Genomic DNA, 22,499 nt, shown 5'->3' on the forward strand with positions numbered 1-22,499 from the left:
AAGTTAAATAAAAGCCCGCCGGGGCCGACAACCTGTCAAAGCCTTGCGGATTGATCAATCATGCGTAATAACCAACCCGTTACCCAGCGCGAACGTACCTTCCCCGCTCAACAACGGTTGATCTCCACGACCGATGCCAAAGGCGTGATCACTTACTGCAACGATGCGTTTGTCGAGATCAGTGGGTTTTCCCGGGATGAACTGATGCGCGCCCCGCACAACCTGGTTCGCCACCCGGATGTGCCGGCGGCCGTGTTCGCGCATATGTGGACGACGCTCAAACAAGGCTTGCCATGGATGGGCATCGTTAAGAACCGCTGCAAGACCGGCGATCACTACTGGGTCAACGCCTACGTGACCCCGGTGTTCGACGGCGAACAGGTGATCGGCTACGAATCGGTGCGGGTCAAGCCGACCGCCGAGCAGATCCGCCGTGCCGAAGCGCTGTACCAACGAATCAACCAGGGCAAGTCGGCCATCCCGCGCAGCGATAAATGGTTGCCGGTACTGCAGGACTGGCTGCCGTTTATCCTGGTCAGCCAATTGAGCTTCCTGATCGGCGTCTGGTTCGACTCCCACTGGGGTTTTGCCCTGGCCGCCGCCTTGTCGGTGCCCCTGGGCCTGCTCGGCCTGAGCTGGCAGCAGCGCGGCCTCAAGCGCCTGCTGCGCCTGGCCGAACAGACCACCTCCGACCCGCTGATTGCGCAGATGTACACCGACAGCCGTGGCGCGCAGGCGCGACTGGAGATGTCGATCCTCAGCCAGGAAGCCCGCCTGAAGACCTGCCTGACCCGTTTGCAGGACACCGCCGAGCACCTCAACGACCAGGCGCGCCAGTCCAACACCCTGGCCCACAACAGCTCAACCGGCCTGGAACGCCAGCGCGTCGAGACCGAGCAGGTGGCCACCGCCGTCAATCAAATGGCCGCTACCACCCAGGAAGTCGCCAGCCATGTACAGCGCACGGCCGATGCGACCCAGGAAGCCAATCGCCTGACCAGCCGCGGCCGGGACATTGCCGGGGAAACCCGCGAGGCCATCCAGCGCCTGTCGGTGGTGGTTGGAGAGACCGGGACAACCGTGACCCAACTGGCCAAGGACAGCGATGAGATTGGCGGTGTTGTAGATGTGATCAAAGGCATTGCCGACCAGACCAACCTGCTGGCCCTCAACGCCGCCATCGAAGCGGCGCGTGCCGGTGAGATGGGCCGTGGGTTTGCGGTGGTGGCCGATGAAGTGCGGCAGCTGGCGCAACGCACCAGCGAATCCACCGGGCAGATCCATGCCCTGATCGCCAAGCTGCAACAGACCGCCAGCACCGCCGTGCAGACCATGGATGCCGGGCATCGCCAGGCTGAAGAAGGCGTGGCACGGGTGATGGAGGCTGATGCGGCGCTGGTGGGGATCAGTGAGGCGGTGGCCCATATTACCGACATGACCACCCAGATCGCCGCCGCGACCGAGGAGCAAAGCTCGGTGGCCGAAGAGATCAGCCGCAATATCAGCACCATTGCGCTGTTGGCGGACCAGACGTCGGAGCAGGCGTTGAACTCGGCGCAGTTGAGTGAAGAGCTGACGCATACGGCGAATACGCAGTATTCGTTGGTGGAGCGGTTTAACCGCTAGGGATTGACTGCCTGATCTAGCCCTATCGCGAGCAAGCTCGCTCCCACACTTTGATTTGTGAATCCATTCAAAATGTGGGAGCGAGCTTGCTCGCGATGAGGCCCTAACAGGCGCCGAGAAACCCTGCCACCTTCCCCGCCGCAGCCTCCAAATGCTGCGCATGACTAAACCCCGAAGCCTTCAACGGCTTCAAATCATGATCCCCCGCCACCAGCCACATCACCTCGATGCTCGGCGACAGCACATACCCCTCCACCGCCGCCCGATTGCCCAGCGCATCGCGTTCGCCCTGCACAATCAAGGTCGGGGTCTTCAGCCCGGCCAGATGCTCGACCCGTGGCTTCTCTGGCTTGCCCACCGCGTAGAACGGATACCCCAGACACACCAGTGCATCAGCCGCCAATTCATCGGCCAATAAACTGGCCATCCGCCCGCCCATGGACTTGCCGCCAATAGCCAAAGGCCCAGCGACATGACGTCGCACCTGGGCATATACCTCGCGCCAGCATTCCAGCAGCTTTGGAGCCGGATTCGGTGGGCGCCTGCCCCCGTCCACGCGGCGCTGGGCCATGTAGGGAAACTCGAAGCGCAATACGTTCACGCCATGCCCGGCAAGGCGTGCAGCCATGTCGTCCATAAAGCCGGAGTCCATCGGCGCGCCAGCACCGTGGGCCAGGATCAGCGTGGGTGATGGGCCAGCGCCCTCGCGCGTGGCTGCATTCCACAACCAACCGTATTCACCCACACACTGCGCCCATTGATCCCCGTCAATACTGGCCTTGTGCTCTTTGCCCATGCTTGCCTCGCTTTTTAGTCTGCCTATAACTCCAGCCCAAGTGCTGCATCTGCTTGGGTTGAACCGTGGATGGGGAACCATGAACACTACTTTAAGTACCGCCTATAACTACAAGGTGGTCCGCCAATTCGCCATTATGACGGTGGTGTGGGGCATCGTCGGCATGGGGCTCGGGGTTTTTCTCGCCGCCCAGTTGGTATGGCCCGAACTCAACTTCAACCTGCCTTGGACCAGTTTCGGTCGATTGCGCCCACTGCACACCAACGCGGTGATTTTCGCGTTTGGTGGCTGCGCGCTGTTTGCCAGCTCCTTCTACGCGGTGCAACGCACCTGCCAGACCCAGCTGTTCGCGCCGAAAGTCGCCGCGTTCTGCTTCTGGGGCTGGCAATTGGTGATCCTGCTGGCGGCAATCAGCTTGCCACTGGGCTATACCAGTTCCAAGGAATACGCCGAGCTGGAATGGCCGATCGACATCCTGATCACCGTTGTCTGGGTCGCCTATGCCATCGTGTTCTTCGGCACCGTGGCCAAGCGCAACACCAAGCACATCTACGTCGGTAACTGGTTCTTCGGTGCGTTCATCATCACCGTAGCGATCCTGCATATCGTCAACAACCTGGAAATCCCGGTCAGCCTGACCAAGTCCTACTCGCTGTACGGCGGTGCGACGGATGCCATGGTGCAGTGGTGGTACGGCCATAACGCCGTAGGTTTCTTCCTCACCGCAGGCTTCCTGGGGATGATGTACTACTTCGTGCCGAAACAGGCCGAGCGTCCGGTTTACTCCTATCGCTTGTCCATCGTGCACTTCTGGGCACTGATCACCCTGTACATCTGGGCCGGTCCGCACCACTTGCACTACACCGCGCTGCCGGACTGGGCACAGTCCCTGGGCATGGTGATGTCGCTGGTTCTGCTGGCGCCAAGCTGGGGCGGCATGATCAACGGCATGATGACCCTCTCGGGCGCCTGGCATAAGCTGCGCAGCGACCCGATCCTGCGCTTCCTCGTTGTATCGCTGGCGTTCTACGGCATGTCGACCTTTGAAGGTCCGATGATGGCGATCAAGACGGTCAACGCCCTGTCCCACTACACCGACTGGACCATCGGCCACGTACACGCCGGCGCTCTGGGTTGGGTGGCGATGATTTCCATCGGCGCGCTGTACCACATGATCCCGAAAGTCTTCGGTCGCGAGCAGATGTACAGCCTCGGCCTGATCAACGCGCACTTCTGGCTGGCCACCATCGGCACCGTGCTCTACATCGCCTCGATGTGGGTCAACGGCATTGCCCAGGGCCTGATGTGGCGTGCAGTCAACGAAGACGGCACCTTGACCTACTCCTTCGTCGAAACCCTGGTGGCCAGCCACCCAGGCTTCATCGTGCGGTTGGTGGGTGGTGCGATCTTCCTCAGCGGCATGTTCCTGATGGCTTACAACACTTGGCGCACCGTGCGTTCGGCACAACCTGCCGAAGTAGCCGCTGCGGCGCAGATGGCCTGAGGAGTCGATGATGAAACACGAAACGATTGAAAAGAACGTCGGCCTGCTGATGCTGCTGATGGTGCTTGCCGTGAGTATCGGTGGCCTGACGCAGATCGTCCCGCTGTTCTTCCAGGACGTCACCAACAAGCCGGTCGAAGGCATGAAGCCCTATACCGCGCTGCAACTGGAAGGCCGTGACATCTACATCCGCGAAGGCTGCGTACAGTGCCACTCGCAAATGATCCGGCCGTTCCGCGCCGAGACCGAACGCTACGGCCACTACTCGGTCGCCGGCGAAAGCGTGTGGGACCACCCGTTCCTGTGGGGCTCCAAGCGTACCGGTCCGGACCTGGCCCGGGTAGGTGCACGCTACTCCGACGACTGGCACCGCGCGCACTTGTACAACCCGCGCAACGTCGTACCTGAGTCGAAGATGCCGGCCTATCCATGGCTGGTCACCGCCCAGGTCGACAGCAGCCACACCGAAACCAAGCTCAAGGTCATGCGCACCCTCGGCGTGCCGTACACCGACGCGGACATCACCGCCGCCGTGGACAGCCTCAAGGGCAAGACCGAAATGGACGCTCTGGTCTCCTACCTGCAAGTGCTCGGCACTGCAATCAAGAGCAAGAGGTGAACCATGGGTTTTGAACTGGATACCGGAATGATCCGCGGCCTCGGCACGCTGGTGGTGGCAATTGCCTTCATCGGCCTGTCGCTGTGGGTGTTCAACTCCAAGCGCAACCCGGAGTTCGCCGAGGCCTGCCTGCTGCCATTTGCCGATGAGCCTAAGCCTGACGCCACCGGCACCCCATCCGACGCTCAAGAAGAGCCTGTAACAAGGAGCATTCGGCCATGACTACCTTTTGGAGTACATGGATCTGTGTACTGACCCTCGGCAGCCTGATCGGCCTGACCTGGCTGTTGTTCGGCACCCGCAAGGGCGAGACCAAGGGCAGCGTCGACCAGACCATGGGCCACGCCTTCGACGGGATTGAGGAGTACGACAACCCTCTGCCCCAATGGTGGTTCCTGTTGTTCGCCGGCACCCTGGTATTTGCCGTCGGCTACCTGATCCTCTATCCGGGCCTGGGCAACTGGAAAGGCGTCTTGCCGGGCTATGAAGACGGCTGGACCCAGACCAAGGAATGGGACAAGGAAATGGCCAAGGCCGACGCCAAGTTCGGGCCGATCTTCGCCAAATTCGCAGCCATGCCCGTGGAAGAGGTCGCCAAAGACCCACAAGCGCTGAAAATGGGCGGTCGCCTGTTTGCCTCCAACTGCGCGGTGTGCCACGGTTCCGATGCCAAGGGCGCCTACGGCTTCCCGAACCTGGCGGACGACAACTGGCGCTGGGGTGGTTCGGCGGATGCAATCAAGCTGACCATCATGAACGGTCGCCACGCTGCAATGCCGGCCTGGGGTGAAGTGCTGGGCGAAGACGGTGTGAAAAACGTCGCTGCCTATGTACGCCACGACCTGGCCAAGTTGCCGCTGCCGGCTGACAGCAAGGTTGACCTGGCCGCCGGCCAGCAAGCGTTCAGCACCACTTGCGTGGCCTGCCACGGCCCAGAGGGCCACGGCGTAGAAGCCATGGGCGCGCCGAACCTGACGCAACCTGCCGGCTTCATCTACGGCACCAGCCTGGCGCAGTTGCAACAGACCATCCGTCACGGTCGCCAAGGCCAGATGCCGGCGCAGGAAGCACTGCAAGGCAACGACAAGGTCCACCTGCTGGCGGCCTACGTCTACAGCCTGTCGCAGAAAGAGCAGAAGTAAGCTTCACGCTACAAGCTGCAAGAGAAGAGTTCTCAACTCGGCTCTTGCAGCCCTCCCCCTCTCCCGCTCCAGACTTGCCACTCACCGCTGCCCCCTGCGCCCCATTGTCGCACCCTTCTAAAGCACACCTTTCCCCTCCCGCCATTCGGGTCTACGCTTGTTCCGACAGTAGACCGGTGTTGAGCGGTCGCAGACCGACTTGCACGCGATGAGTCTGACATTCAAGCAAGGTGACAGGCGCAAAGGCTGACAGTTACCGGCTGTCACGCCATTGACCATTCGTCACTGCGCCAGCTTGTTTGCTCAGACCTGCGCGCAAGTGCCTGCACCCCTGCAAAATTCCTGTCCAACCCGTCAGCTTTTCATTTTTGATTTTGTCCTTACGCCAAACATGGAAAGGGCGCAGAATCTGGTTTGTAAAGCATTGACGCAGGTCAGCGTTACGTTGCAATGGCACCCCGCTTTCTCCATACTTGCGACCGATTTTTATCCTAATAAAACACCTAAACCGTGGAACCTTAGAATGAGCACAGCAATCAGTCCGACTGCTTATAACTATAAGGTAGTTCGCCAGTTCGCCATCATGACGGTGGTCTGGGGGATCCTTGGCATGGGGCTCGGTGTCTTCATCGCCTCGCAACTGGTCTGGCCGGAGTTGAACTTCGACCTGCCATGGACGACGTTTGGACGCCTACGCCCGCTGCACACCAACCTGGTGATCTTCGCCTTCGGCGGATGTGCACTGTTTGCCACTTCCTACTATGTCGTGCAGCGAACCTGCCAGACGCGACTGATTTCCGACGGTCTCGCCGCCTTCACCTTCTGGGGCTGGCAAGCGGTTATCGTGGGCGCCATCATCACCCTGCCAATGGGCTTCACCACCACCAAGGAATACGCGGAATTGGAATGGCCCCTTGCCATCCTTCTGGCGATCGTCTGGGTGACCTATGGCATCGTGTTCTTTGGCACCATCGTCAAGCGCAAGACCAAGCACATCTACGTTGGCAACTGGTTCTACGGCGCATTCATCGTCGTGACGGCGATGCTGCACATCGTCAACCACGCCTCGTTGCCGGTGAGTTTCTTCAAGTCCTACTCGGCCTACGCCGGTGCGACCGATGCGATGATCCAGTGGTGGTACGGCCACAACGCCGTAGGGTTCTTCCTGACCACGGGCTTTCTGGGGATGATGTACTACTTCGTGCCGAAACAGGCCGAGCGTCCGATCTACTCCTATCGCCTGTCCATCGTGCACTTCTGGGCACTGATCACCCTGTATATCTGGGCCGGTCCGCACCACCTGCACTACACCGCACTGCCAGATTGGGCACAGTCCCTGGGCATGGCCATGTCGATCATCCTGCTGGCTCCGAGCTGGGGCGGCATGATCAACGGCATGATGACCCTGTCGGGCGCCTGGCATAAGCTGCGCACCGACCCGATCCTGCGCTTTCTGGTGGTGTCGCTGGCGTTCTACGGCATGTCGACCTTCGAAGGCCCGATGATGGCCATCAAGACCGTCAACTCGCTGTCCCACTACACCGACTGGACCATCGGCCACGTACACGCCGGCGCTCTCGGCTGGGTAGCGATGATTTCCATCGGCGCGCTGTACCACATGATTCCCAAGCTGTATGGCCGGGCGCAGATGCACAGCACCAGCCTGATCAACACCCACTTCTGGCTGGCCACTATCGGCACCGTGCTCTACATCGCCTCGATGTGGGTCAACGGCATCACCCAGGGCCTGATGTGGCGTGCGATCAACGACGACGGCACCCTCACCTATTCCTTCGTCGAAGCGCTGCAAGCCAGCCATCCTGGTTTCATCGTCCGCGCCCTCGGTGGTGCGTTCTTTGCCAGCGGCATGCTGTTCATGGCCTACAACGTATGGCGCACCGTGCGTGCTTCCAACCCTGTAGAGGCTGAAGCCGCCACCAAGATCGCCGTCGTGGGAGCTCACTGATGAAGCACGAAGTAGTCGAGAAGAATATCGGCCTGCTGGCCTTCTTCATGGTCATCGCCGTGAGTATCGGCGGCCTGACCCAGATCGTTCCGCTGTTTTTCCAGGACGTGACCAACAAGCCGGTCGAAGGCATGAAGCCGCGTACCGCCCTTGAACTGGAAGGCCGCGATATCTACATCGCCAACGGCTGCGTCGGCTGCCACTCGCAGATGATCCGCCCGTTCCGTGCCGAAACCGAACGCTACGGCCACTACTCGGTCGCCGGTGAAAGCGTGTGGGACCACCCGTTCCTGTGGGGTTCCAAGCGTACCGGTCCGGACCTGGCCCGTGTTGGCGGTCGTTACTCCGATGACTGGCAGCGTGCGCACTTGTACAACCCGCGCAACGTAGTGCCCGAGTCGAAAATGCCGGCGTACCCGTTCCTCGTGGAAAACAAGCTCGACGGCAAAGACACCGCCAAGAAAATGGAAGTCTTGCGCACCCTCGGCGTGCCTTACACCGACGAAGACATCGCCGGTGCCGAGGCAGCCGTCAAGGGCAAGACCGAAATGGACGCGCTGGTAGCCTACCTGCAAGGCCTGGGCACCATCATCAAAAGCAAACGGTGATCTGAATGGATATCGGGATGATTCGAGGCCTGGGCACCGTTGTCGTGATGGTGGCCTTTATCGGCCTGGCGTTGTGGGTATTCAGCCCCAAGCGCAAGTCAGAGTTTGAAGACGCGACCTTGCTGCCTTTTGCGGATGATCCCGAAGCCATCAAGCACGTCGAGCAAGCTTCTAGGAGTAACAAAGAATGACTACGTTCTGGAGTCTGTACGTCACAGTCCTCAGTCTGGGTACCATTTTTGCCCTGACCTGGCTGCTGCTGTCGACCCGCAAGGGCCAGCGCGCCGAGCAAACGGACGAGACAGTTGGCCACTCGTTCGATGGCATCGAGGAATACGACAACCCTCTGCCAAAGTGGTGGTTCATGCTGTTCGTCGGCACCATCGTGTTTGCCCTGGGTTACCTGGTGCTATACCCGGGCCTGGGCAACTGGAAAGGCCTGCTGCCGGGCTATGCCTACCTGGATAACGACAAGCAAACCCCATTCGCCAACGGCCAGAGCGGCTGGACCGGCGTGCACGAGTGGGAAAAGGAAATGGCACGCTCGGACGCCAAGTTTGGGCCGATCTTCGCCAAATTTGCAGCCATGCCCATTGAGGAAGTAGCCAAGGACCCGCAAGCCCTGAAGATGGGTGGCCGCCTGTTCGCCTCCAACTGCTCGGTCTGCCACGGCTCCGACGCCAAGGGCGCCTACGGCTTTCCCAACCTGACCGACGCCGACTGGCGCTGGGGCGGCGAGCCGGAGACCATCAAGGCCACCATCATGGCCGGTCGCCATGCGGTGATGCCGGGCTGGTCTGAAGTCATCGGCGAACAAGGCGTGGCAGACGTGGCCGGCTTTGTGCTGACCAACCTCGATGGCCGCAAGCTGCCGGAAGGCGCCAAGGCCGACGTGGCCAACGGCGAGAAACTCTTCGCCGCCAACTGCGTGGCCTGCCACGGCCCGGCCGGTAAAGGTACGCCAGCGATGGGCGCACCTGACCTGACCCACCCGGGCGCGTTCATCTACGGTTCCAGCTTCGCCCAACTGCAGCAGACCATCCGTTACGGCCGCCAGGGCCAGATGCCTGCGCAGGAGCAACTGCAAGGTAACGACAAGGTGCACTTGCTGGCGGCATATGTTTACAGCCTGTCGCACAAAGAGCAGCAAGAACAGAAGTAAGCTGCAAGCCGCAAGAGAAAGCCCCGTATAGCGCATGCTGACGGGGCTTTTTTGTTTCCAGTGAAGCGCATCGACTGCTTGTAGCTTGCAACTGCGCCGTAGTAACGTAACTACATTCCCCCATCCCGCTGGGAGGCGCCCCATGACTATCACGACAATCTCCAGCCGCGAATTCAACCAAGACACAAGCGGTGCCAAAAAAGCCGCGCGCCAAGGACCGGTTTTTATTACCGACCGAGGCAAGCCTGCTCATGTGCTGCTAAGTATTGAGGACTACCAAAAATTGACAGGCATCAACGCCGATATTGTTGACCTGTTGGTGATGCCCGAAGCGGCGGATATCGAGTTTGAAACCGAACGTGCCGTAATTATCCATCGACCCGTGGACCTCTCTTGATGTATCTGCTCGATACCAATGTCATTTCCGAGTTACGCAAACCCCAAGCCGACAAAAATGTGGTGGCGTGGGCCAAAACCGTCGCTGCGCCACGCCTGTATATTTCGGCGATTACCTTGAAGGAACTGGAGACTGGGGTGCTGCGAATGGAACGCCGTGACCCCGCGCAGGGCAAGGTCTTGCGCACCTGGCTCAAACGCCATGTCATGCCGGCCTTCGATGCCAGGATCCTGCCAATTGACGCTGCCGTGGCCTTGCGCTGCGCCAGCCTGCATGTGCCAGATCGCGCTAACGAAGGTGATGCGCTGATCGCCGCAACCGCTCTGGTTCATGGCCTGACCGTGGTCACCCGCAATGTCGCCGACTTCCAAAGCAGCGGCGTGAAACTGATCAACCCGTGGGACCAATGACCTTCGGGCCCTGAAAAACCGTCCATACTCATCCTGTCAATTGATTCAAGTCACGTACACCATCAATTGATTTCCCCCAACGCGACCAAAGGTCGCACCCGTTCACCCGTACTACAGGCGTATCATTGCGCCACTGCTAGACCCCTATTTTGACCCCGGTTGGCACGTACTGGCCGAGGCAAATCTCCACTGCCGTGGGATGCAATGATGAGCGATCAGATTCCGGTACACGACGTTACCCCGCCTGCCAAAAAAACCAGCAACACTGTCGATCTCTACGCCTCGCGGGAGAAAATCTACACTCGAGCCTTCACCGGGATGTTCCGCAATCTGCGGATGCTCGGCGGTGCTGGCCTGTTCCTGCTGTACTTCGGTACGGTATGGCTGAACTGGGGCGGACACCAGGCCGTCTGGTGGAACCTGCCAGAGCGCAAATTCTTCATTTTCGGTGCGACATTCTGGCCCCAGGACTTCATCCTGCTGTCGGGCATCCTGATCATCTCCGCATTCGGCCTGTTCTTTATCACCGTGTACGCCGGGCGTATCTGGTGCGGCTACACCTGCCCGCAAAGCGTGTGGACCTGGATCTACATGTGGTGCGAAAAGGTCACCGAAGGCGACCGCAACCAGCGGATCAAGCTGGACAAGGCGCCGATGAGCGCCAACAAGCTCCTGCGTAAACTCAGCAAGCACACGCTGTGGCTGCTGATCGGTTTTGTCACCGGCATGACCTTTGTCGGCTACTTCTCGCCGATTCGCGAACTGGTCTTCGAGTTCTTCACCGGCCAGGCCGATGGCTGGTCGTACTTCTGGGTTGGCTTCTTCACCCTCGCCACTTACGGCAACGCCGGCTGGCTGCGTGAGCAAGTGTGCATCTACATGTGTCCGTATGCGCGCTTCCAGAGCGTGATGTTCGACAAAGACACCCTGATCGTTTCCTATGACCCGCGTCGCGGCGAAGTACGTGGCCCACGCAAGAAAGGCGTGGACTACAAGGCCCAGGGCCTGGGGGATTGCATCGACTGCACCATGTGCGTACAGGTCTGCCCCACCGGGATCGACATCCGTGACGGCCTGCAGATTGAGTGCATTGGCTGCGCGGCCTGTATCGATGCTTGCGACACGATCATGGACAAGATGGACTACCCTCGTGGGTTGATCAGCTACACCACCGAACATAACCTGTCGGGGCAAAAGACCCACAAGTTGCGTCCGCGCCTGATCGGCTATGCGCTGGTGCTGCTGGCGATGATCACCCTGCTGGCCACGGCGTTCTTCATGCGTTCGCTGGTGGGTTTCGACGTCAGCAAGGACCGCGTGCTGTACCGCGAAAACGCCGAAGGGCGGATCGAGAACGTCTACAGCCTGAAAATCATGAACAAGGACCAGCGCGATCACACCTACGTGCTGGACGCCAGCGGCCTGCCGGACCTCAAGCTACAAGGCAAGCGCGAAATCAAGGTCGCCGCCGGGGAAATCTTCACCATGCCGGTGGAGCTGTCGAGCGCGCCGGAACAAATGCCATCGAGCACCAACGAGGTGAAATTCATCCTCAAGGATGCTGACGATGACAGCGTCCACGTTGAAGCCAAGAGCCGATTCATCGGCCCACAAATTCGTTAAAAGAGAGCAGAACAATGCCCGTAGCAACTGCCGCAAGCCCCTGGTACAAGCACCTCTGGCCCTGGATCATCATTGCCATCCTGGCCTGCTCGGTGACGTTGACCTTGTCCATGGTGACCATCGCGGTGAACAACCCGGACAACCTGGTCAACGACAACTACTACGAGGCCGGCAAAGGCATCAACCGCTCCCTGGACCGCGAATTGCTGGCCCAGACCCTGCAAATGCGCGCCACCCTGCACCTGGATGAACTGACCGGGGAAGTGGAGCTGTTTCTCACGGGCAACAGCGGGCCGACCACTCTGGAACTGAACCTGATTTCGCCGACCCAGCCGGAGAAAGACCGCAAGGTCGTGCTCACCCGCAGCCAGAGCGAGCCGGGGCGTTATATCGGCCAGGTGACCGACAAGGTCGAAGGCCGCCGCTTCGTCGAGCTGCTGGGGGTCGAAGGCGACCGTACCTGGCGTATGTTTGAAGAGGAAGAAGTCAGCCATGGCACCGACTTGAAGTTGGGTGACGAGCCGTTGCAGGGTGCTGAAGACCTGAAGAACTGAAAGCCTGCGCTTCGCGCATCGCGGACAAGCCTGCTCCTACAGATGGAGCGGGCTTGCCCGCGATGAGGCCCTCCCTGCCCACACAGATCCAAAGCCATGACCACCCCAACCCCCTGCTACCACTGCGCCCTCCCCGTCCCGCCCGGCAGCCGCTTCACCGCGGTGATCCTCGGCGAGCCCCGCGAGCTCTGCTGCCCGGGTTGCCAGGCGGTGGCCGAGGCAATTGTCGCGGGCGGCCTGGAAAGCTACTACCAGCACCGCAGTGAAGCCTCGGCCAACCCCGAAGCCTTGCCGGTGCAACTGGTCGACGAATTGGCGCTGTACGACCGCGCCGATGTGCAAAAGCCCTTCGTGCGCCACGACGGCGACCTGGCCGAAGCCACCCTGTTGATGGAAGGCATCAGTTGCGCCGCCTGTGGCTGGCTGATCGAAAAACACCTGCGCAGCCTGCCGGCCGTGGCCGAGGCGCGGCTGAACCTGTCCAACCATCGCCTGCATGTGCGCTGGGCCGACGCGCAATTGCCGTTGAGCCAAGTGCTCAGCGAACTGCGCCAGATTGGCTACGCCGCTCACCCGTATCAGGCCGACCGCGCCGCCGAACAACTGGCCAGCGAAAACCGCCTGGCCCTGCGCCAACTCGGGGTCGCCGGCTTGCTGTGGTTCCAGGCGATGATGGCCACCATGGCCACCTGGCCGGAATTCAATATCGACCTGAGCCCCGAGCTGCACGTGATCCTGCGCTGGGTCGCGCTGTTTCTGACCACCCCCATTGTGTTCTACAGCTGCGCGCCGTTTTTCAAGGGCGCCATGCGCGACCTGCGCACCCGCCACCTGACCATGGATGTCTCGGTATCATTGGCCATTGGCGGCGCTTACCTGGCGGGCATCTGGACCGCCATCACGGGGGTGGGCGAGTTGTATTTCGATGCCGTAGGCATGTTCGCCCTGTTCCTGCTGGCCGGGCGCTACCTGGAGCGTCGCGCCCGAGAACGCACCGCCGCCGCCACTGCCCAACTGGTCAACCTGCTGCCGGCCTCGTGCCTGCGCCTCAAAAGCGATGGCCAGAGCGAACGCATCCTGCTCACCGAATTGGCCCTGGGCGACCGGGTGCTGGTGCATCCGGGTGCGATCCTGCCGGCTGACGGGGTGATCCTGGATGGCCAGTCGAGCATTGATGAATCCCTGCTCACCGGCGAATACCTGCCACAACCGCGACAAGCCGGCGATAGCGTCACCGCCGGCACTCTCAACGTCGAAGGCGCGCTGACCGTGGAAGTGCGCGCCCTGGGCCATGACACCCGCTTGTCGGCCATCGTGCGCCTGCTGGAGCGGGCCCAGGCCGAAAAGCCACGCCTGGCTGAGATCGCCGACCGCGCCGCGCAATGGTTCCTGCTTTGCTCGCTGATCGCCGCCGCCGTGATTGGCCTGCTGTGGTGGGAACTGGACCCCTCGCGGGCGTTCTGGATTGTCCTGGCAATGCTGGTGGCGACTTGCCCATGCGCCTTGTCCCTGGCAACCCCCACCGCCTTGACTGCCGCCACCGGCACCCTGCACAAACTCGGCCTGTTGCTGACCCGAGGCCATGTGCTGGAAGGCTTGAACCAGATCGACACAGTGATTTTCGACAAGACCGGCACCCTCACCGAGGGCCGCCTGGCTCTGCGCGCCATCCGGCCACTGGGCAGCATGAGCAGCGACTTGGCCCTGGCCCTGGCCGCCGCCCTCGAAAACCGCTCCGAACACCCGATTGCCCGGGCCTTCGGCCGCGCCCCGCTGGCGGCTGATGAAGTGCTCAGCACCCCCGGCCTGGGGCTCGAAGGTCGGGTCGGTGAACGCCTGCTGCGGATCGGCCAGCCCGGTTTCGTCTGTGAATTAAGCGGCTGCGCGATTCCCGATTCGCCGCAAGACGCTGGCCAATGGCTGCTGCTGGGCGATACCGGCGGCGCCCTGGCCTGGTTTGTCCTGGATGATCGCCTGCGCAGCGATGCGCCAGCACTGCTGGCCGCGTGCAAGGCGCGGGGCTGGCGCACCTTGCTGCTATCGGGCGACAGCTCGCCGATGGTCGCCAGCGTTGCCGCCGAATTGGGGATTGATGAAGCCCGTGGCGGCCTGCGCCCGGATGACAAGCTGCAAGTGCTGCAACAGTTGCACAAGGAAGGCCGCAAAGTGTTGATGCTTGGTGACGGCGTGAATGACGTGCCGGTATTGGCCGCGGCGGATATCAGCGTGGCCATGGGCTCGGCCACTGACCTGGCAAAAACCAGCGCCGATGCGGTGCTGCTGTCCAACCGCCTGGATGCCCTGGTGCAAGCGTTCAGCCTGGCGCGGCGTACGCGCCGGGTAATCATTGAAAACCTGCTGTGGGCCGGGCTGTACAATGGCCTGATGTTGCCGTTCGCCGCCCTCGGTTGGATCACGCCGATCTGGGCCGCGATCGGCATGTCCCTCAGTTCGTTGACCGTGGTGCTCAACGCCCTGCGCCTGACGCGCCTGCCACGCGCCAGTGCCGCGAGCACCACCCCACAGCCCCGCCCGCTGCCGGCTTGAGCCGCGCGGGCATGGAGTAGCGATGCCAGCTCTTTACGTAATGATTCCCGCGGCGCTGCTGATCGTCGCCATCGCCATCTACATCTTCTTCTGGGCGGTGGACAGCGGCCAGTATGACGACCTCGACGGGCCGGCCCACAGCGTGCTGTTCGACGACCAGGATCCCAAGCACCTGGCCGCTGTCGACGAGGCCAGCAGCCACCCGCAGCCACCGGCCAAGCCTGACGAGCCGGCGCCGCCCCATGCTTGACCTCGCGCCGCTGCTGGTTTCCGCGCTGATCCTCGGTCTGCTGGGCGGCGGCCATTGCCTGGGGATGTGCGGTGGCCTGATGGGCGCATTGACCCTGGCCATCCCCCCGGAACAGCGCAGCCGGCGGTTTCGCCTGCTGCTGGCGTACAACCTGGGACGCATCCTCAGCTATGCCGCCGCCGGCGTATTGATCGGCCTGGCCGGCTGGGCCGTGGCCAACAGCCCGGCGGCGATGTTCATGCGCATCCTGGCCGGCCTGCTACTGATCAGCATGGGCTTGTACCTGGCCGGCTGGTGGAGCGGCCTGACCCGTATCGAAAGCCTCGGGCGCGGCCTGTGGCGGCATATCCAGCCGTTTGCCAACCGTTTGCTACCGGTGTCCAGCCTGCCCCGCGCCCTGCTGCTGGGCGCGCTGTGGGGCTGGTTGCCGTGCGGCCTGGTCTACAGCACCTTGTTGTGGGCGGCCAGCCAGGGCAACGCCGTGGACAGCGGGTTGCTGATGCTCGCTTTTGGCCTCGGCACCTGGCCGGTACTGCTCGCCACCGGGCTGGCGGCGGAGCGCGTCACCGCGCTGTTACGCAAGCGCAGTGTGCGCATGGCCGGCGGCCTGCTGGTGATTGTGTTCGGTATCTGGACCCTACCCGGGCCCCATCAGCACTGGCTGATGGGCCACTAAAAGGCCATGTGGCATAGCGCCGCTCCCCGTTGATACAAATCAAGATGACCGCCCAGCCATGCCCCTAGACTCGGCCCACTAGCCAATCCGGGGAACGCCCGCATGCTCGACGCCATTCGTTGGGACACTGATCTGATTCATCGCTACGACCTGGCAGGACCGCGCTACACCTCCTACCCCACCGCCGTACAATTCACCAGCCAGGTCGGCACCTTTGACCTGCTGCACGCCCTGCGCGACAGCCGCAAGGCCGTGCGCCCGCTGTCGCTGTATGTGCACGTGCCGTTCTGCGCGAACATCTGCTACTACTGCGCCTGCAACAAAGTCATCACCAAGGACCGCGGTCGCGCCCAGGCCTACCTGCAGCGCCTGGAGCAAGAGATTCAACTGGTGGCCTGCCACCTGGACCCCCACCAACAGGTGCAACAGCTGCATTTTGGCGGCGGCACCCCGACCTTTCTCAGCCACGACGAATTGCGCCAACTGATGGCGCAACTGCGCCAACACTTCAACCTGCTGGATGACGATTCCGGCGACTACGGCATTGAGATCGACCCACGGGAAGCCGACTGGGCCACCATGGGCCTGTTGCGTGAACTGGGCTTTAACCGTGTGAGCATCGGCGTGCAGGACCTGGACCCCGAGGTGCAACGGGCGGTCAATCGCCTGCAAAGCCTGGAAGAGACCCGCGCGGTGATTGATGCCGCGCGCACCCTGCAGTTTCGCTCAATCAACATTGACCTGATCTACGGCCTGCCCAAGCAGACCCCCGAGCACTTCGCCCACACGGTGGCCGAAGTCATCAGCCTGCAACCCGACCGCCTGTCCGTATTCAACTATGCCCACCTGCCGGAACGCTTCCTGCCCCAGCGGCGGATCAACAGCGAAGACCTGCCGGCCCCCGCCGTCAAGTTGCAGATGCTGCAGGAAACCATCGAGCAGCTGACAGCCGCTGGCTACACCTACATCGGCATGGACCACTTCGCCCTGCCCGACGACGAACTGGCCATCGCCCAGGAAGAGGGCACCCTGCAACGCAATTTCCAGGGCTACACCACCCACGGTCACTGCGATTTGATCGGGCTCGGCGTTTCGGCCATCAGTCAGATTGGTGACTTGTACTGCCAGAACAGCAGCGACCTGAGTCATTACCAGAATGCCCTGGCCGGCGCGCAACTGGCCACCAGTCGCGGCCTGCTGTGCAAGGCGGACGATCGTTTACGAGGGGCGGTGATCCAACAGCTGATCTGTCACTTCAGCCTGGACTTCGACAGCATCGAGCAGGCCTTCACCGTGGATTTTCGCGGTTATTTCGCCGAGCTCTGGCCGCAACTCGAAGTAATGGCCAGTGACGGCCTGATCGAACTCGACGCCAAGGGAATCCGGGTGCTGCCAGCCGGGCGCCTGTTGGTGCGCTCGGTGTGCATGGTGTTCGATGCCTATCTGGAGCAACAGAATAGGCAGCGCTTTTCACGGGTGATCTGAGCCGGGTTACTTGGCCATCAACGAGGCGGCCTTCACCGCGTCTTCGGCGCTCAGGTTCTTCATCGCTTCGCTCAACGACGCATAGGCGCCGGTCAGCGAGGCTTGCAAGCCGCCCAGCGCCGATTGCACGCCGCTCAGTTTCGCCAGGACCTGCTCCGGGCTGAGGCGCTTGTCGGACATGATCGCCGACATCTCTGCCATCTTTTCCGCGATCTGCTGCTTCAACTGGCGAATCATTTTCAGCAGTTTCTGCACGTTCTCGTCCAGCCCGCTTTCTTCGATATCATCGTTGGCCGTCTTCTCGGCGCTGGCAGCCTTCAGCGACGCACCGGAAAAGGTCACGCTCACGCCTTCGGCAGGCTGGGTTTCACCCAGCGCCGTTGATTCGGTACCGGCGCCCACGGTGCTGGTTTTTTTCGATTCAAGCAGCGTCGGCACAGTGGTGCGGGACGGAAGATTGCCGTCGATGGAAAGCATATCGTGAGCCTCCAAGCTCATTGTCGTTAGCAGTTCATCGGCCACCGGGTAAAAACCTTTATACCTCTGCCGGTTTTTTGTACAGGCTGGCTTGATAGTCCCTCAGTGCGGTACCCTTACGTCTTATGTGTGTTTTCCCACAAGGATTTAAGAAATGTCCGAGCCAGTTAAACTGCGCGCTCATAGCCAGGCTCACTGCAAGGATTGCAGCCTGGCTCCCCTCTGCTTGCCACTTTCGCTGAATCTGGAAGACATGGATGCGCTGGACGAAATCGTTAAACGTGGTCGCCCACTGAAGAAAGGCGAGTTTCTGTTTCGCCAGGGTGACAAGTTCGATTCCGTCTATGCAGTACGCTCGGGCGCCTTGAAGACGTTCAGCCTGAGCGATAGCGGCGAAGAGCAGATCACCGGCTTCCACCTGCCCAGCGAGCTGGTTGGCCTGTCGGGCATGGACACCGAGATCCACCCGGTGTCGGCCCAGGCCCTGGAAACCACGTCGGTGTGCGAGATTCCCTTCGAACGCCTGGATGAACTGGCCCTGCAATTGCCGCAGTTGCGCCGCCAGTTGATGCGCGTGATGAGCCGGGAAATCCGTGACGACCAGCAAATGATGCTGTTGCTGTCGAAGAAAACCGCCGACGAACGGATTGCCACCTTCCTGGTCAACCTGTCGGCGCGCTTCCGCGCCCGTGGTTTCTCGGCCAATCAGTTCCGCCTGAGCATGTCGCGCAACGAAATCGGCAATTACCTGGGCCTGGCGGTAGAAACCGTGTCCCGGGTGTTCACGCGCTTCCAGCAGAACGAACTGATTGCCGCCGAGGGCAAGGAAGTGCACATCCTCGACCCGATCCAGCTCTGCGCACTGGCCGGCGGCTCCCTCGACGGCTGATCGGCGCACGAGGGGCGCGACACTTGTGGCCAAGCCAACCGGCGAGGCCGCAGGTATACTGCTGGGTCTTTGCGCCCAGGACTCCCAACGATGACTTTCGACGCCTTCGACATCAAATCCCTGATTCGCCCCGTCATCGACTTCCCCAAGCCTGGGGTGATCTTTCGTGATATCACGCCGCTGTTCCAGTCGCCCAAGGCCATGCGCCTGGTGGCCGACACCTTTATCCACCGCTACGTCGAAGCCGAGTTCAGCCATATCGGCGCGATGGACGCCCGGGGCTTTTTGATCGGATCGGTGATTGCCTACCAACTGAACAAGCCGCTGATCCTGTTCCGCAAGCAAGGCAAGCTGCCAGCGGACGTGCTGTCCGAGGGCTATCAGACCGAATATGGCGAAGCCTTCCTCGAAGTGCACGCCGACAGCCTGTGTGAAGGCGACTCGGTGTTGATGTTCGATGATTTGATCGCCACCGGTGGCACCTTGATTGCTGCAGCGAACCTGACGCGGCGCATGGGCGCGCGGATTTTTGAGGCGGCGGCGATTATTGACCTGCCGGAGTTGGGCGGCTCGCAGCGTCTGGAGGATATGGGGATCCCTACGTTCTGTTTGACGCAGTTTGGGTTGACTGAGCGGTAATTTGCGCGGGTCTTGTGGGCTTCATCGCGGGCAAGCCCACATTTTGATTTGTGAACCCATTCAAAGGTGGGAGCCCCCTCAATCACAAGCCCATCTGCTTACTGATGATTTCATTCATCACCTCCCGGGTCCCGCCGCCAATCGACAAAATCCGATTGTCGCGGTATAGCCGCTCCACCAGGCTGCCGCGCATATAGCCCAGGCCACCCAGGATCTGCACCGCGTCATACGTCACGCGGTCGGCGGTGTCGGTGGCCAGGTTCTTGGCCATGGAGATCTCCTTGATCACGCTCTTGCCCGCCGCCATCTTCGCCGCCTGGCGGTAAGTGAACTCGCGGGAAACCTCGACCGCCGTGGCCATCTCCGCCAGGCGGTGCTTGAGCACCTGGAACTTGCCAATCGGCTTGCCAAAGGCCTGCCGCTGCGCAGCCCACTTCAGGCTCTCTTCGAGGGCCATCTGCGCGGTCATATTGGCCATTAATGCCAGGGCCAGGCGCTCGCTCTGGAAGTTGCCCATGATGCAGGCAAAGCCCATGTTTTCGCCGCCGATCAGATTACCCACCGGCACCTGGCAATCATCGAAGAACAGCTCGGCAGTGTCCGACGCCCACCAGCCCATCTTCTTCAGCGGCTGGCCGACGGTGAAGCCAGGCGTGTCCTTCTCGATCAATAACAGGCTGATGCCGGCAAAGCCAGGCCCGCCGGTACGCACGGCGACGGTGTAGTAGTCGGCGCGTGCGCCACTGGTGATAAAAGTCTTGCTGCCACTGACCCGATAACAATCGCCATCGCGCACCGCACGGGTTTGCAGGCTGGCCACGTCGGAGCCGCCACCGGGCTCGGTGACGGCCAGGGCCATGATCTTCTCACCGGACAGCACCTGCGGGGCCACGCGCTCGCGCACTACGGGGCGCGCCCATTTGACGACGGGCGGCAGGCCGATATCCAGCGAGCCCAGCCCCGCCACTACACCACCGGAGCCACAACGCATCAGCTCTTCGCTGGCGGCGACCTTGGCGAACAGGTCGCCCTCATGGCTGCCGCCCAGGGCTTCAGGGTAGCCAATGCCGAGAATCCCCGCCGCGCCGGCCTTGAGGTACAGCTCGCGGGGGAAGTGTTCGGCCTCCTCCCATTGCTCGATGCCCGGCAGAATCTCGCGCTCGACAAAACGGCGCACGCTGTCGCGGACCAATTGGTGACTGGGGTCGAAATATTCCTGGTAGGCAGACATCGGCAAGCTCCATGCAGAGATGGAGCGAACTTACCAAGCGCTTGCTTGGTTATCAAGCCGAACGCAGAACCCATGTAGGAGCGGGCTTGCCTGCGATGCAGGCACTGCGGTGTATCAGGAGGACCGAGGCGATGCCATCGCAGGCAAGCCAGCTCCCACACAAGCCGGCGTGCCAGAGGATATTGGGCTTAGAGCGCGATAGGTTTACGCCCGGCAAACGAGTGCGCCAGGGTGCCGCCGTCCACCAGTTCCAGCTCGCCACCCAACGGCACGCCATGGGCGATGCGCGAGGTGATCAAGCCTTTGTTGGTCAACAGTTGGGCGATGTAATGCGCCGTGGCTTCCCCTTCCACCGTCGGGTTGGTGGCCAGAATCACCTCGGTAAAGGTACCCTGCCCTTCAATGCGCGCCACCAACTGCGGGATACCAATGGCCTCCGGCCCCAGGCCGTCGAGCGGCGACAGGTGGCCCTTGAGCACGAAGTAGCGCCCGCGATAGCCGGTCTGCTCCACCGCGTAGACGTCCATCGGCCCTTCGACCACGCACAGCAGCGTGTCGTCGCGACGGGGGTCGGCGCATTGCGGGCACAGTTCTTCTTCGGTGAGGGTGCGGCACTGGCGGCAATGGCCCACACCGTCCATGGCCTGGCTCAAGGCCTGGGCCAGTCGCGAGCCACCGCTGCGGTCACGCTCCAGCAGTTGCAGCGCCATGCGCTGGGCGGTTTTCTGGCCCACGCCCGGCAAGGTGCGCAGGGCGTCGATCAGTTGACGAATCAGAGGGCTGAAGCTCATGGGGCAAAGGTCCGACAAAACAACGAGACGCGGTTTATACCCGCGCCTCGGATAAGCGTCAAATACGCACGACCAACTTGCCGAAGTTGCGCCCTTCCAACAGGCCGATAAAGGCCTCGGGAGCCTGCTCCAGACCATCGACCACGTCTTCGCGGAACTTGACCTTGCCGTCCCGCACCCAGGGCGCCATGGCGCTGATAAATTCCGGGTGGCGGTCGCCATAGTCGTCGAACACGATAAACCCCTGGATACGCACGCGCTTGGTCAACAGGGTGCGTTGCAGCGCTGGCAGGCGATCAGGGCCGGTGGGCGCCTCATGGGCGTTGTAGCCGGCAATCAGGCCACACAGGGGGATCCGTGCCTTGGGATTGAGCAAGGGCAGCACAGCGTCGAAGACCTTGCCGCCGACGTTTTCATAATAGATATCCACCCCTTTGTCGCAGGCCTGGGCCAGCTCTTCGGCAAAGTCCGCGCTCTTGTGGTCGATGCACGCGTCAAACCCCAGCTCCTCCACCACATAACGGCACTTGTCCGCACCGCCGGCCACGCCGACCACCCGCAGGCCCTTGAGCTTGGCCACCTGGCCGACCACCGAGCCCACCGCACCGGAGGCCGCCGCCACCACCAGGGTTTCCCCGGCCTTGGGTTGGCCGATATCCATCAGGCCCATGTAGGCCGTCATGCCGGGCATGCCCAGCACACCCAGGGCCATGGACGGGCTCGGCAGGCCCTTGGGCACCGGCATCAGGTTGCGTCCGTCGCTGATGCTATGGCTTTGCCAGCCGGTGGCGCCGACTACCAGGTCGCCCACCTCGAACTTGGGGTTGCGCGACTGTTCGATGCGGCTCACAGCACCGCCGGTCATCACCTCGCCGATTTCTACCGGCGCGGCGTAGGACGGCGCGTCACTCATGCGCCCACGCATATAGGGGTCAAGGGACAGGAACAGGGTCTTGAGCAGAACCTGGCCATCTGCCAGGTCTGGCAGCGCTACGCGCTCCAGGCGGAAGTTTTCCGGCACGGGCGCACCCTGCGGGCGGGATACCAGGACGATGCGCTGGTTAAGGGTCATGGCTTCGGTCATCAGCGGGGCTCCTTTATATCGGT

Annotated in this window: 24 protein-coding genes; 19 read left to right on the forward strand and 5 right to left on the reverse strand. The window is 61.8% G+C overall.

All coding sequences use genetic code 11. The annotated features are described in order from the left end of the window. The first annotated feature begins 60 nt into the window (after nucleotides 1–60). The gene (locus HBR93_RS13995) at nucleotides 61–1,626 is read left to right on the forward strand and encodes a PAS domain-containing methyl-accepting chemotaxis protein (protein ID WP_057960312.1); all 1,566 of its coding nucleotides are present in this window, start codon (nucleotides 61–63) and stop codon (nucleotides 1,624–1,626) included. A 103-nt stretch (nucleotides 1,627–1,729) separates the two neighbouring features. On the opposite strand, the gene HBR93_RS14000 is transcribed toward HBR93_RS13995, so the two are convergent. Beyond that, nucleotides 1,730–2,422 (reverse strand): alpha/beta family hydrolase, encoded by a 693-nt coding sequence (locus HBR93_RS14000; protein WP_057439483.1) that lies wholly within the window; start codon nucleotides 2,420–2,422, stop codon nucleotides 1,730–1,732. A gap of 79 nt (nucleotides 2,423–2,501) precedes the next feature. Between HBR93_RS14000 and ccoN (HBR93_RS14005) the strand changes: the two genes are divergently transcribed. The 16 genes from ccoN (HBR93_RS14005) (at nucleotide 2,502) to hemN (ending at nucleotide 17,365) form a co-directional block, all read left to right on the forward strand. Further along, a complete protein-coding gene (gene ccoN, locus HBR93_RS14005) occupies nucleotides 2,502–3,926 on the forward strand; it encodes a cytochrome-c oxidase, cbb3-type subunit I (RefSeq protein ID WP_169960512.1) in 1,425 nt (474 codons plus the stop codon). Nucleotides 3,927–3,936: 10 nt separating this feature from the next. Then, the gene (ccoO, locus tag HBR93_RS14010; protein WP_029300055.1) at nucleotides 3,937–4,545 is read left to right on the forward strand and encodes a cytochrome-c oxidase, cbb3-type subunit II; all 609 of its coding nucleotides are present in this window, start codon (nucleotides 3,937–3,939) and stop codon (nucleotides 4,543–4,545) included. Nucleotides 4,546–4,548: 3 nt separating this feature from the next. Next, entirely contained in the window at nucleotides 4,549–4,767 is a 219-nt protein-coding gene (locus HBR93_RS14015) for a cbb3-type cytochrome c oxidase subunit 3 (RefSeq protein ID WP_057439484.1), read from the forward strand. After that, a complete protein-coding gene (ccoP, locus tag HBR93_RS14020; protein ID WP_057439485.1) occupies nucleotides 4,764–5,687 on the forward strand; it encodes a cytochrome-c oxidase, cbb3-type subunit III in 924 nt (307 codons plus the stop codon). Before HBR93_RS14015 ends, ccoP (HBR93_RS14020) begins: the two co-directional genes overlap by 4 nt. 523 nt (nucleotides 5,688–6,210) lie before the next feature. Then, nucleotides 6,211–7,653 (forward strand): cytochrome-c oxidase, cbb3-type subunit I, encoded by a 1,443-nt coding sequence (gene ccoN / locus HBR93_RS14025; RefSeq protein WP_057439486.1) that lies wholly within the window; start codon nucleotides 6,211–6,213, stop codon nucleotides 7,651–7,653. Continuing rightward, nucleotides 7,653–8,261 carry a cytochrome-c oxidase, cbb3-type subunit II gene (gene ccoO, locus HBR93_RS14030; protein ID WP_057439487.1) on the forward strand — a complete coding sequence of 203 codons (609 nt, stop codon included), beginning with the start codon at nucleotides 7,653–7,655 and terminating at the stop codon, nucleotides 8,259–8,261. The genes ccoN (HBR93_RS14025) and ccoO (HBR93_RS14030) overlap by 1 nt, the downstream gene beginning before the upstream one ends. 5 nt (nucleotides 8,262–8,266) lie before the next feature. Beyond that, entirely contained in the window at nucleotides 8,267–8,452 is a 186-nt protein-coding gene (locus tag HBR93_RS14035; protein WP_003175465.1) for a CcoQ/FixQ family Cbb3-type cytochrome c oxidase assembly chaperone, read from the forward strand. Beyond that, nucleotides 8,449–9,423 carry a cytochrome-c oxidase, cbb3-type subunit III gene (gene ccoP, locus HBR93_RS14040; protein ID WP_057439488.1) on the forward strand — a complete coding sequence of 325 codons (975 nt, stop codon included), beginning with the start codon at nucleotides 8,449–8,451 and terminating at the stop codon, nucleotides 9,421–9,423. The genes HBR93_RS14035 and ccoP (HBR93_RS14040) overlap by 4 nt, the downstream gene beginning before the upstream one ends. A 142-nt stretch (nucleotides 9,424–9,565) precedes the next feature. Continuing rightward, nucleotides 9,566–9,820 carry a type II toxin-antitoxin system Phd/YefM family antitoxin gene (locus HBR93_RS14045; RefSeq protein WP_029300038.1) on the forward strand — a complete coding sequence of 85 codons (255 nt, stop codon included), beginning with the start codon at nucleotides 9,566–9,568 and terminating at the stop codon, nucleotides 9,818–9,820. Continuing rightward, the gene (locus HBR93_RS14050) at nucleotides 9,820–10,230 is read left to right on the forward strand and encodes a type II toxin-antitoxin system VapC family toxin (RefSeq protein ID WP_057439489.1); all 411 of its coding nucleotides are present in this window, start codon (nucleotides 9,820–9,822) and stop codon (nucleotides 10,228–10,230) included. The genes HBR93_RS14045 and HBR93_RS14050 overlap by 1 nt, the downstream gene beginning before the upstream one ends. Before the next feature lie 207 nt (nucleotides 10,231–10,437). After that, the gene (ccoG, locus tag HBR93_RS14055; protein WP_169960513.1) at nucleotides 10,438–11,853 is read left to right on the forward strand and encodes a cytochrome c oxidase accessory protein CcoG; all 1,416 of its coding nucleotides are present in this window, start codon (nucleotides 10,438–10,440) and stop codon (nucleotides 11,851–11,853) included. Nucleotides 11,854–11,867: 14 nt separating this feature from the next. Further along, nucleotides 11,868–12,407: a FixH family protein gene (locus tag HBR93_RS14060; protein ID WP_057960318.1), complete on the forward strand. Its 540-nt coding sequence runs from the start codon at nucleotides 11,868–11,870 to the stop codon at nucleotides 12,405–12,407. A gap of 96 nt (nucleotides 12,408–12,503) precedes the next feature. Beyond that, nucleotides 12,504–14,954: a heavy metal translocating P-type ATPase gene (locus HBR93_RS14065; RefSeq protein WP_169960514.1), complete on the forward strand. Its 2,451-nt coding sequence runs from the start codon at nucleotides 12,504–12,506 to the stop codon at nucleotides 14,952–14,954. A 22-nt stretch (nucleotides 14,955–14,976) separates the two neighbouring features. Then, nucleotides 14,977–15,204, forward strand: coding sequence for a cbb3-type cytochrome oxidase assembly protein CcoS (gene ccoS / locus HBR93_RS14070; protein ID WP_057960320.1), 228 nt, complete (start codon nucleotides 14,977–14,979; stop codon nucleotides 15,202–15,204). Next, complete coding sequence (locus HBR93_RS14075) at nucleotides 15,197–15,880, forward strand: sulfite exporter TauE/SafE family protein (RefSeq protein ID WP_057439492.1); 684 nt, start codon at nucleotides 15,197–15,199, stop codon at nucleotides 15,878–15,880. The genes ccoS and HBR93_RS14075 overlap by 8 nt, the downstream gene beginning before the upstream one ends. Nucleotides 15,881–15,982: 102 nt before the next feature. Beyond that, nucleotides 15,983–17,365: an oxygen-independent coproporphyrinogen III oxidase gene (gene hemN, locus HBR93_RS14080; RefSeq protein WP_057439493.1), complete on the forward strand. Its 1,383-nt coding sequence runs from the start codon at nucleotides 15,983–15,985 to the stop codon at nucleotides 17,363–17,365. Nucleotides 17,366–17,371: 6 nt separating this feature from the next. On the opposite strand, the gene HBR93_RS14085 is transcribed toward hemN, so the two are convergent. Beyond that, nucleotides 17,372–17,842 carry a hypothetical protein gene (locus HBR93_RS14085; protein ID WP_057439494.1) on the reverse strand — a complete coding sequence of 157 codons (471 nt, stop codon included), beginning with the start codon at nucleotides 17,840–17,842 and terminating at the stop codon, nucleotides 17,372–17,374. A gap of 154 nt (nucleotides 17,843–17,996) precedes the next feature. On the opposite strand from HBR93_RS14085, the gene fnr reads away from it, so the two are divergent. Both fnr and HBR93_RS14095 read left to right on the forward strand, forming a co-directional pair. Then, nucleotides 17,997–18,731 carry a fumarate/nitrate reduction transcriptional regulator Fnr gene (gene fnr / locus HBR93_RS14090; protein WP_032863348.1) on the forward strand — a complete coding sequence of 245 codons (735 nt, stop codon included), beginning with the start codon at nucleotides 17,997–17,999 and terminating at the stop codon, nucleotides 18,729–18,731. A gap of 90 nt (nucleotides 18,732–18,821) precedes the next feature. Continuing rightward, nucleotides 18,822–19,370, forward strand: coding sequence for an adenine phosphoribosyltransferase (locus HBR93_RS14095; RefSeq protein ID WP_057439496.1), 549 nt, complete (start codon nucleotides 18,822–18,824; stop codon nucleotides 19,368–19,370). Between the two features lie 82 nt (nucleotides 19,371–19,452). Here the strand turns inward: HBR93_RS14095 and HBR93_RS14100 are convergent, their stop codons facing one another. The 3 genes from HBR93_RS14100 to HBR93_RS14110 all read right to left on the reverse strand — a co-directional run bounded on the left by HBR93_RS14100 (nucleotide 19,453) and on the right by HBR93_RS14110 (nucleotide 22,476). Continuing rightward, entirely contained in the window at nucleotides 19,453–20,601 is a 1,149-nt protein-coding gene (locus HBR93_RS14100; protein WP_169960515.1) for an acyl-CoA dehydrogenase family protein, read from the reverse strand. 188 nt (nucleotides 20,602–20,789) lie between these two features. Further along, nucleotides 20,790–21,392 carry a recombination mediator RecR gene (recR, locus tag HBR93_RS14105; RefSeq protein WP_057439498.1) on the reverse strand — a complete coding sequence of 201 codons (603 nt, stop codon included), beginning with the start codon at nucleotides 21,390–21,392 and terminating at the stop codon, nucleotides 20,790–20,792. Nucleotides 21,393–21,450: 58 nt separating this feature from the next. Then, on the reverse strand, nucleotides 21,451–22,476 hold the full coding sequence (locus tag HBR93_RS14110; RefSeq protein ID WP_057439499.1) for an NADP-dependent oxidoreductase: 1,026 nt from the start codon (nucleotides 22,474–22,476) through the stop codon (nucleotides 21,451–21,453). Nucleotides 22,477–22,499 lie beyond the last annotated feature (23 nt).

This window comes from Pseudomonas sp. WS 5411 (genome assembly GCF_012985595.1).
In the GTDB taxonomy this organism is placed as follows: Bacteria; Pseudomonadota; Gammaproteobacteria; order Pseudomonadales; family Pseudomonadaceae; genus Aquipseudomonas; species Aquipseudomonas shahriarae.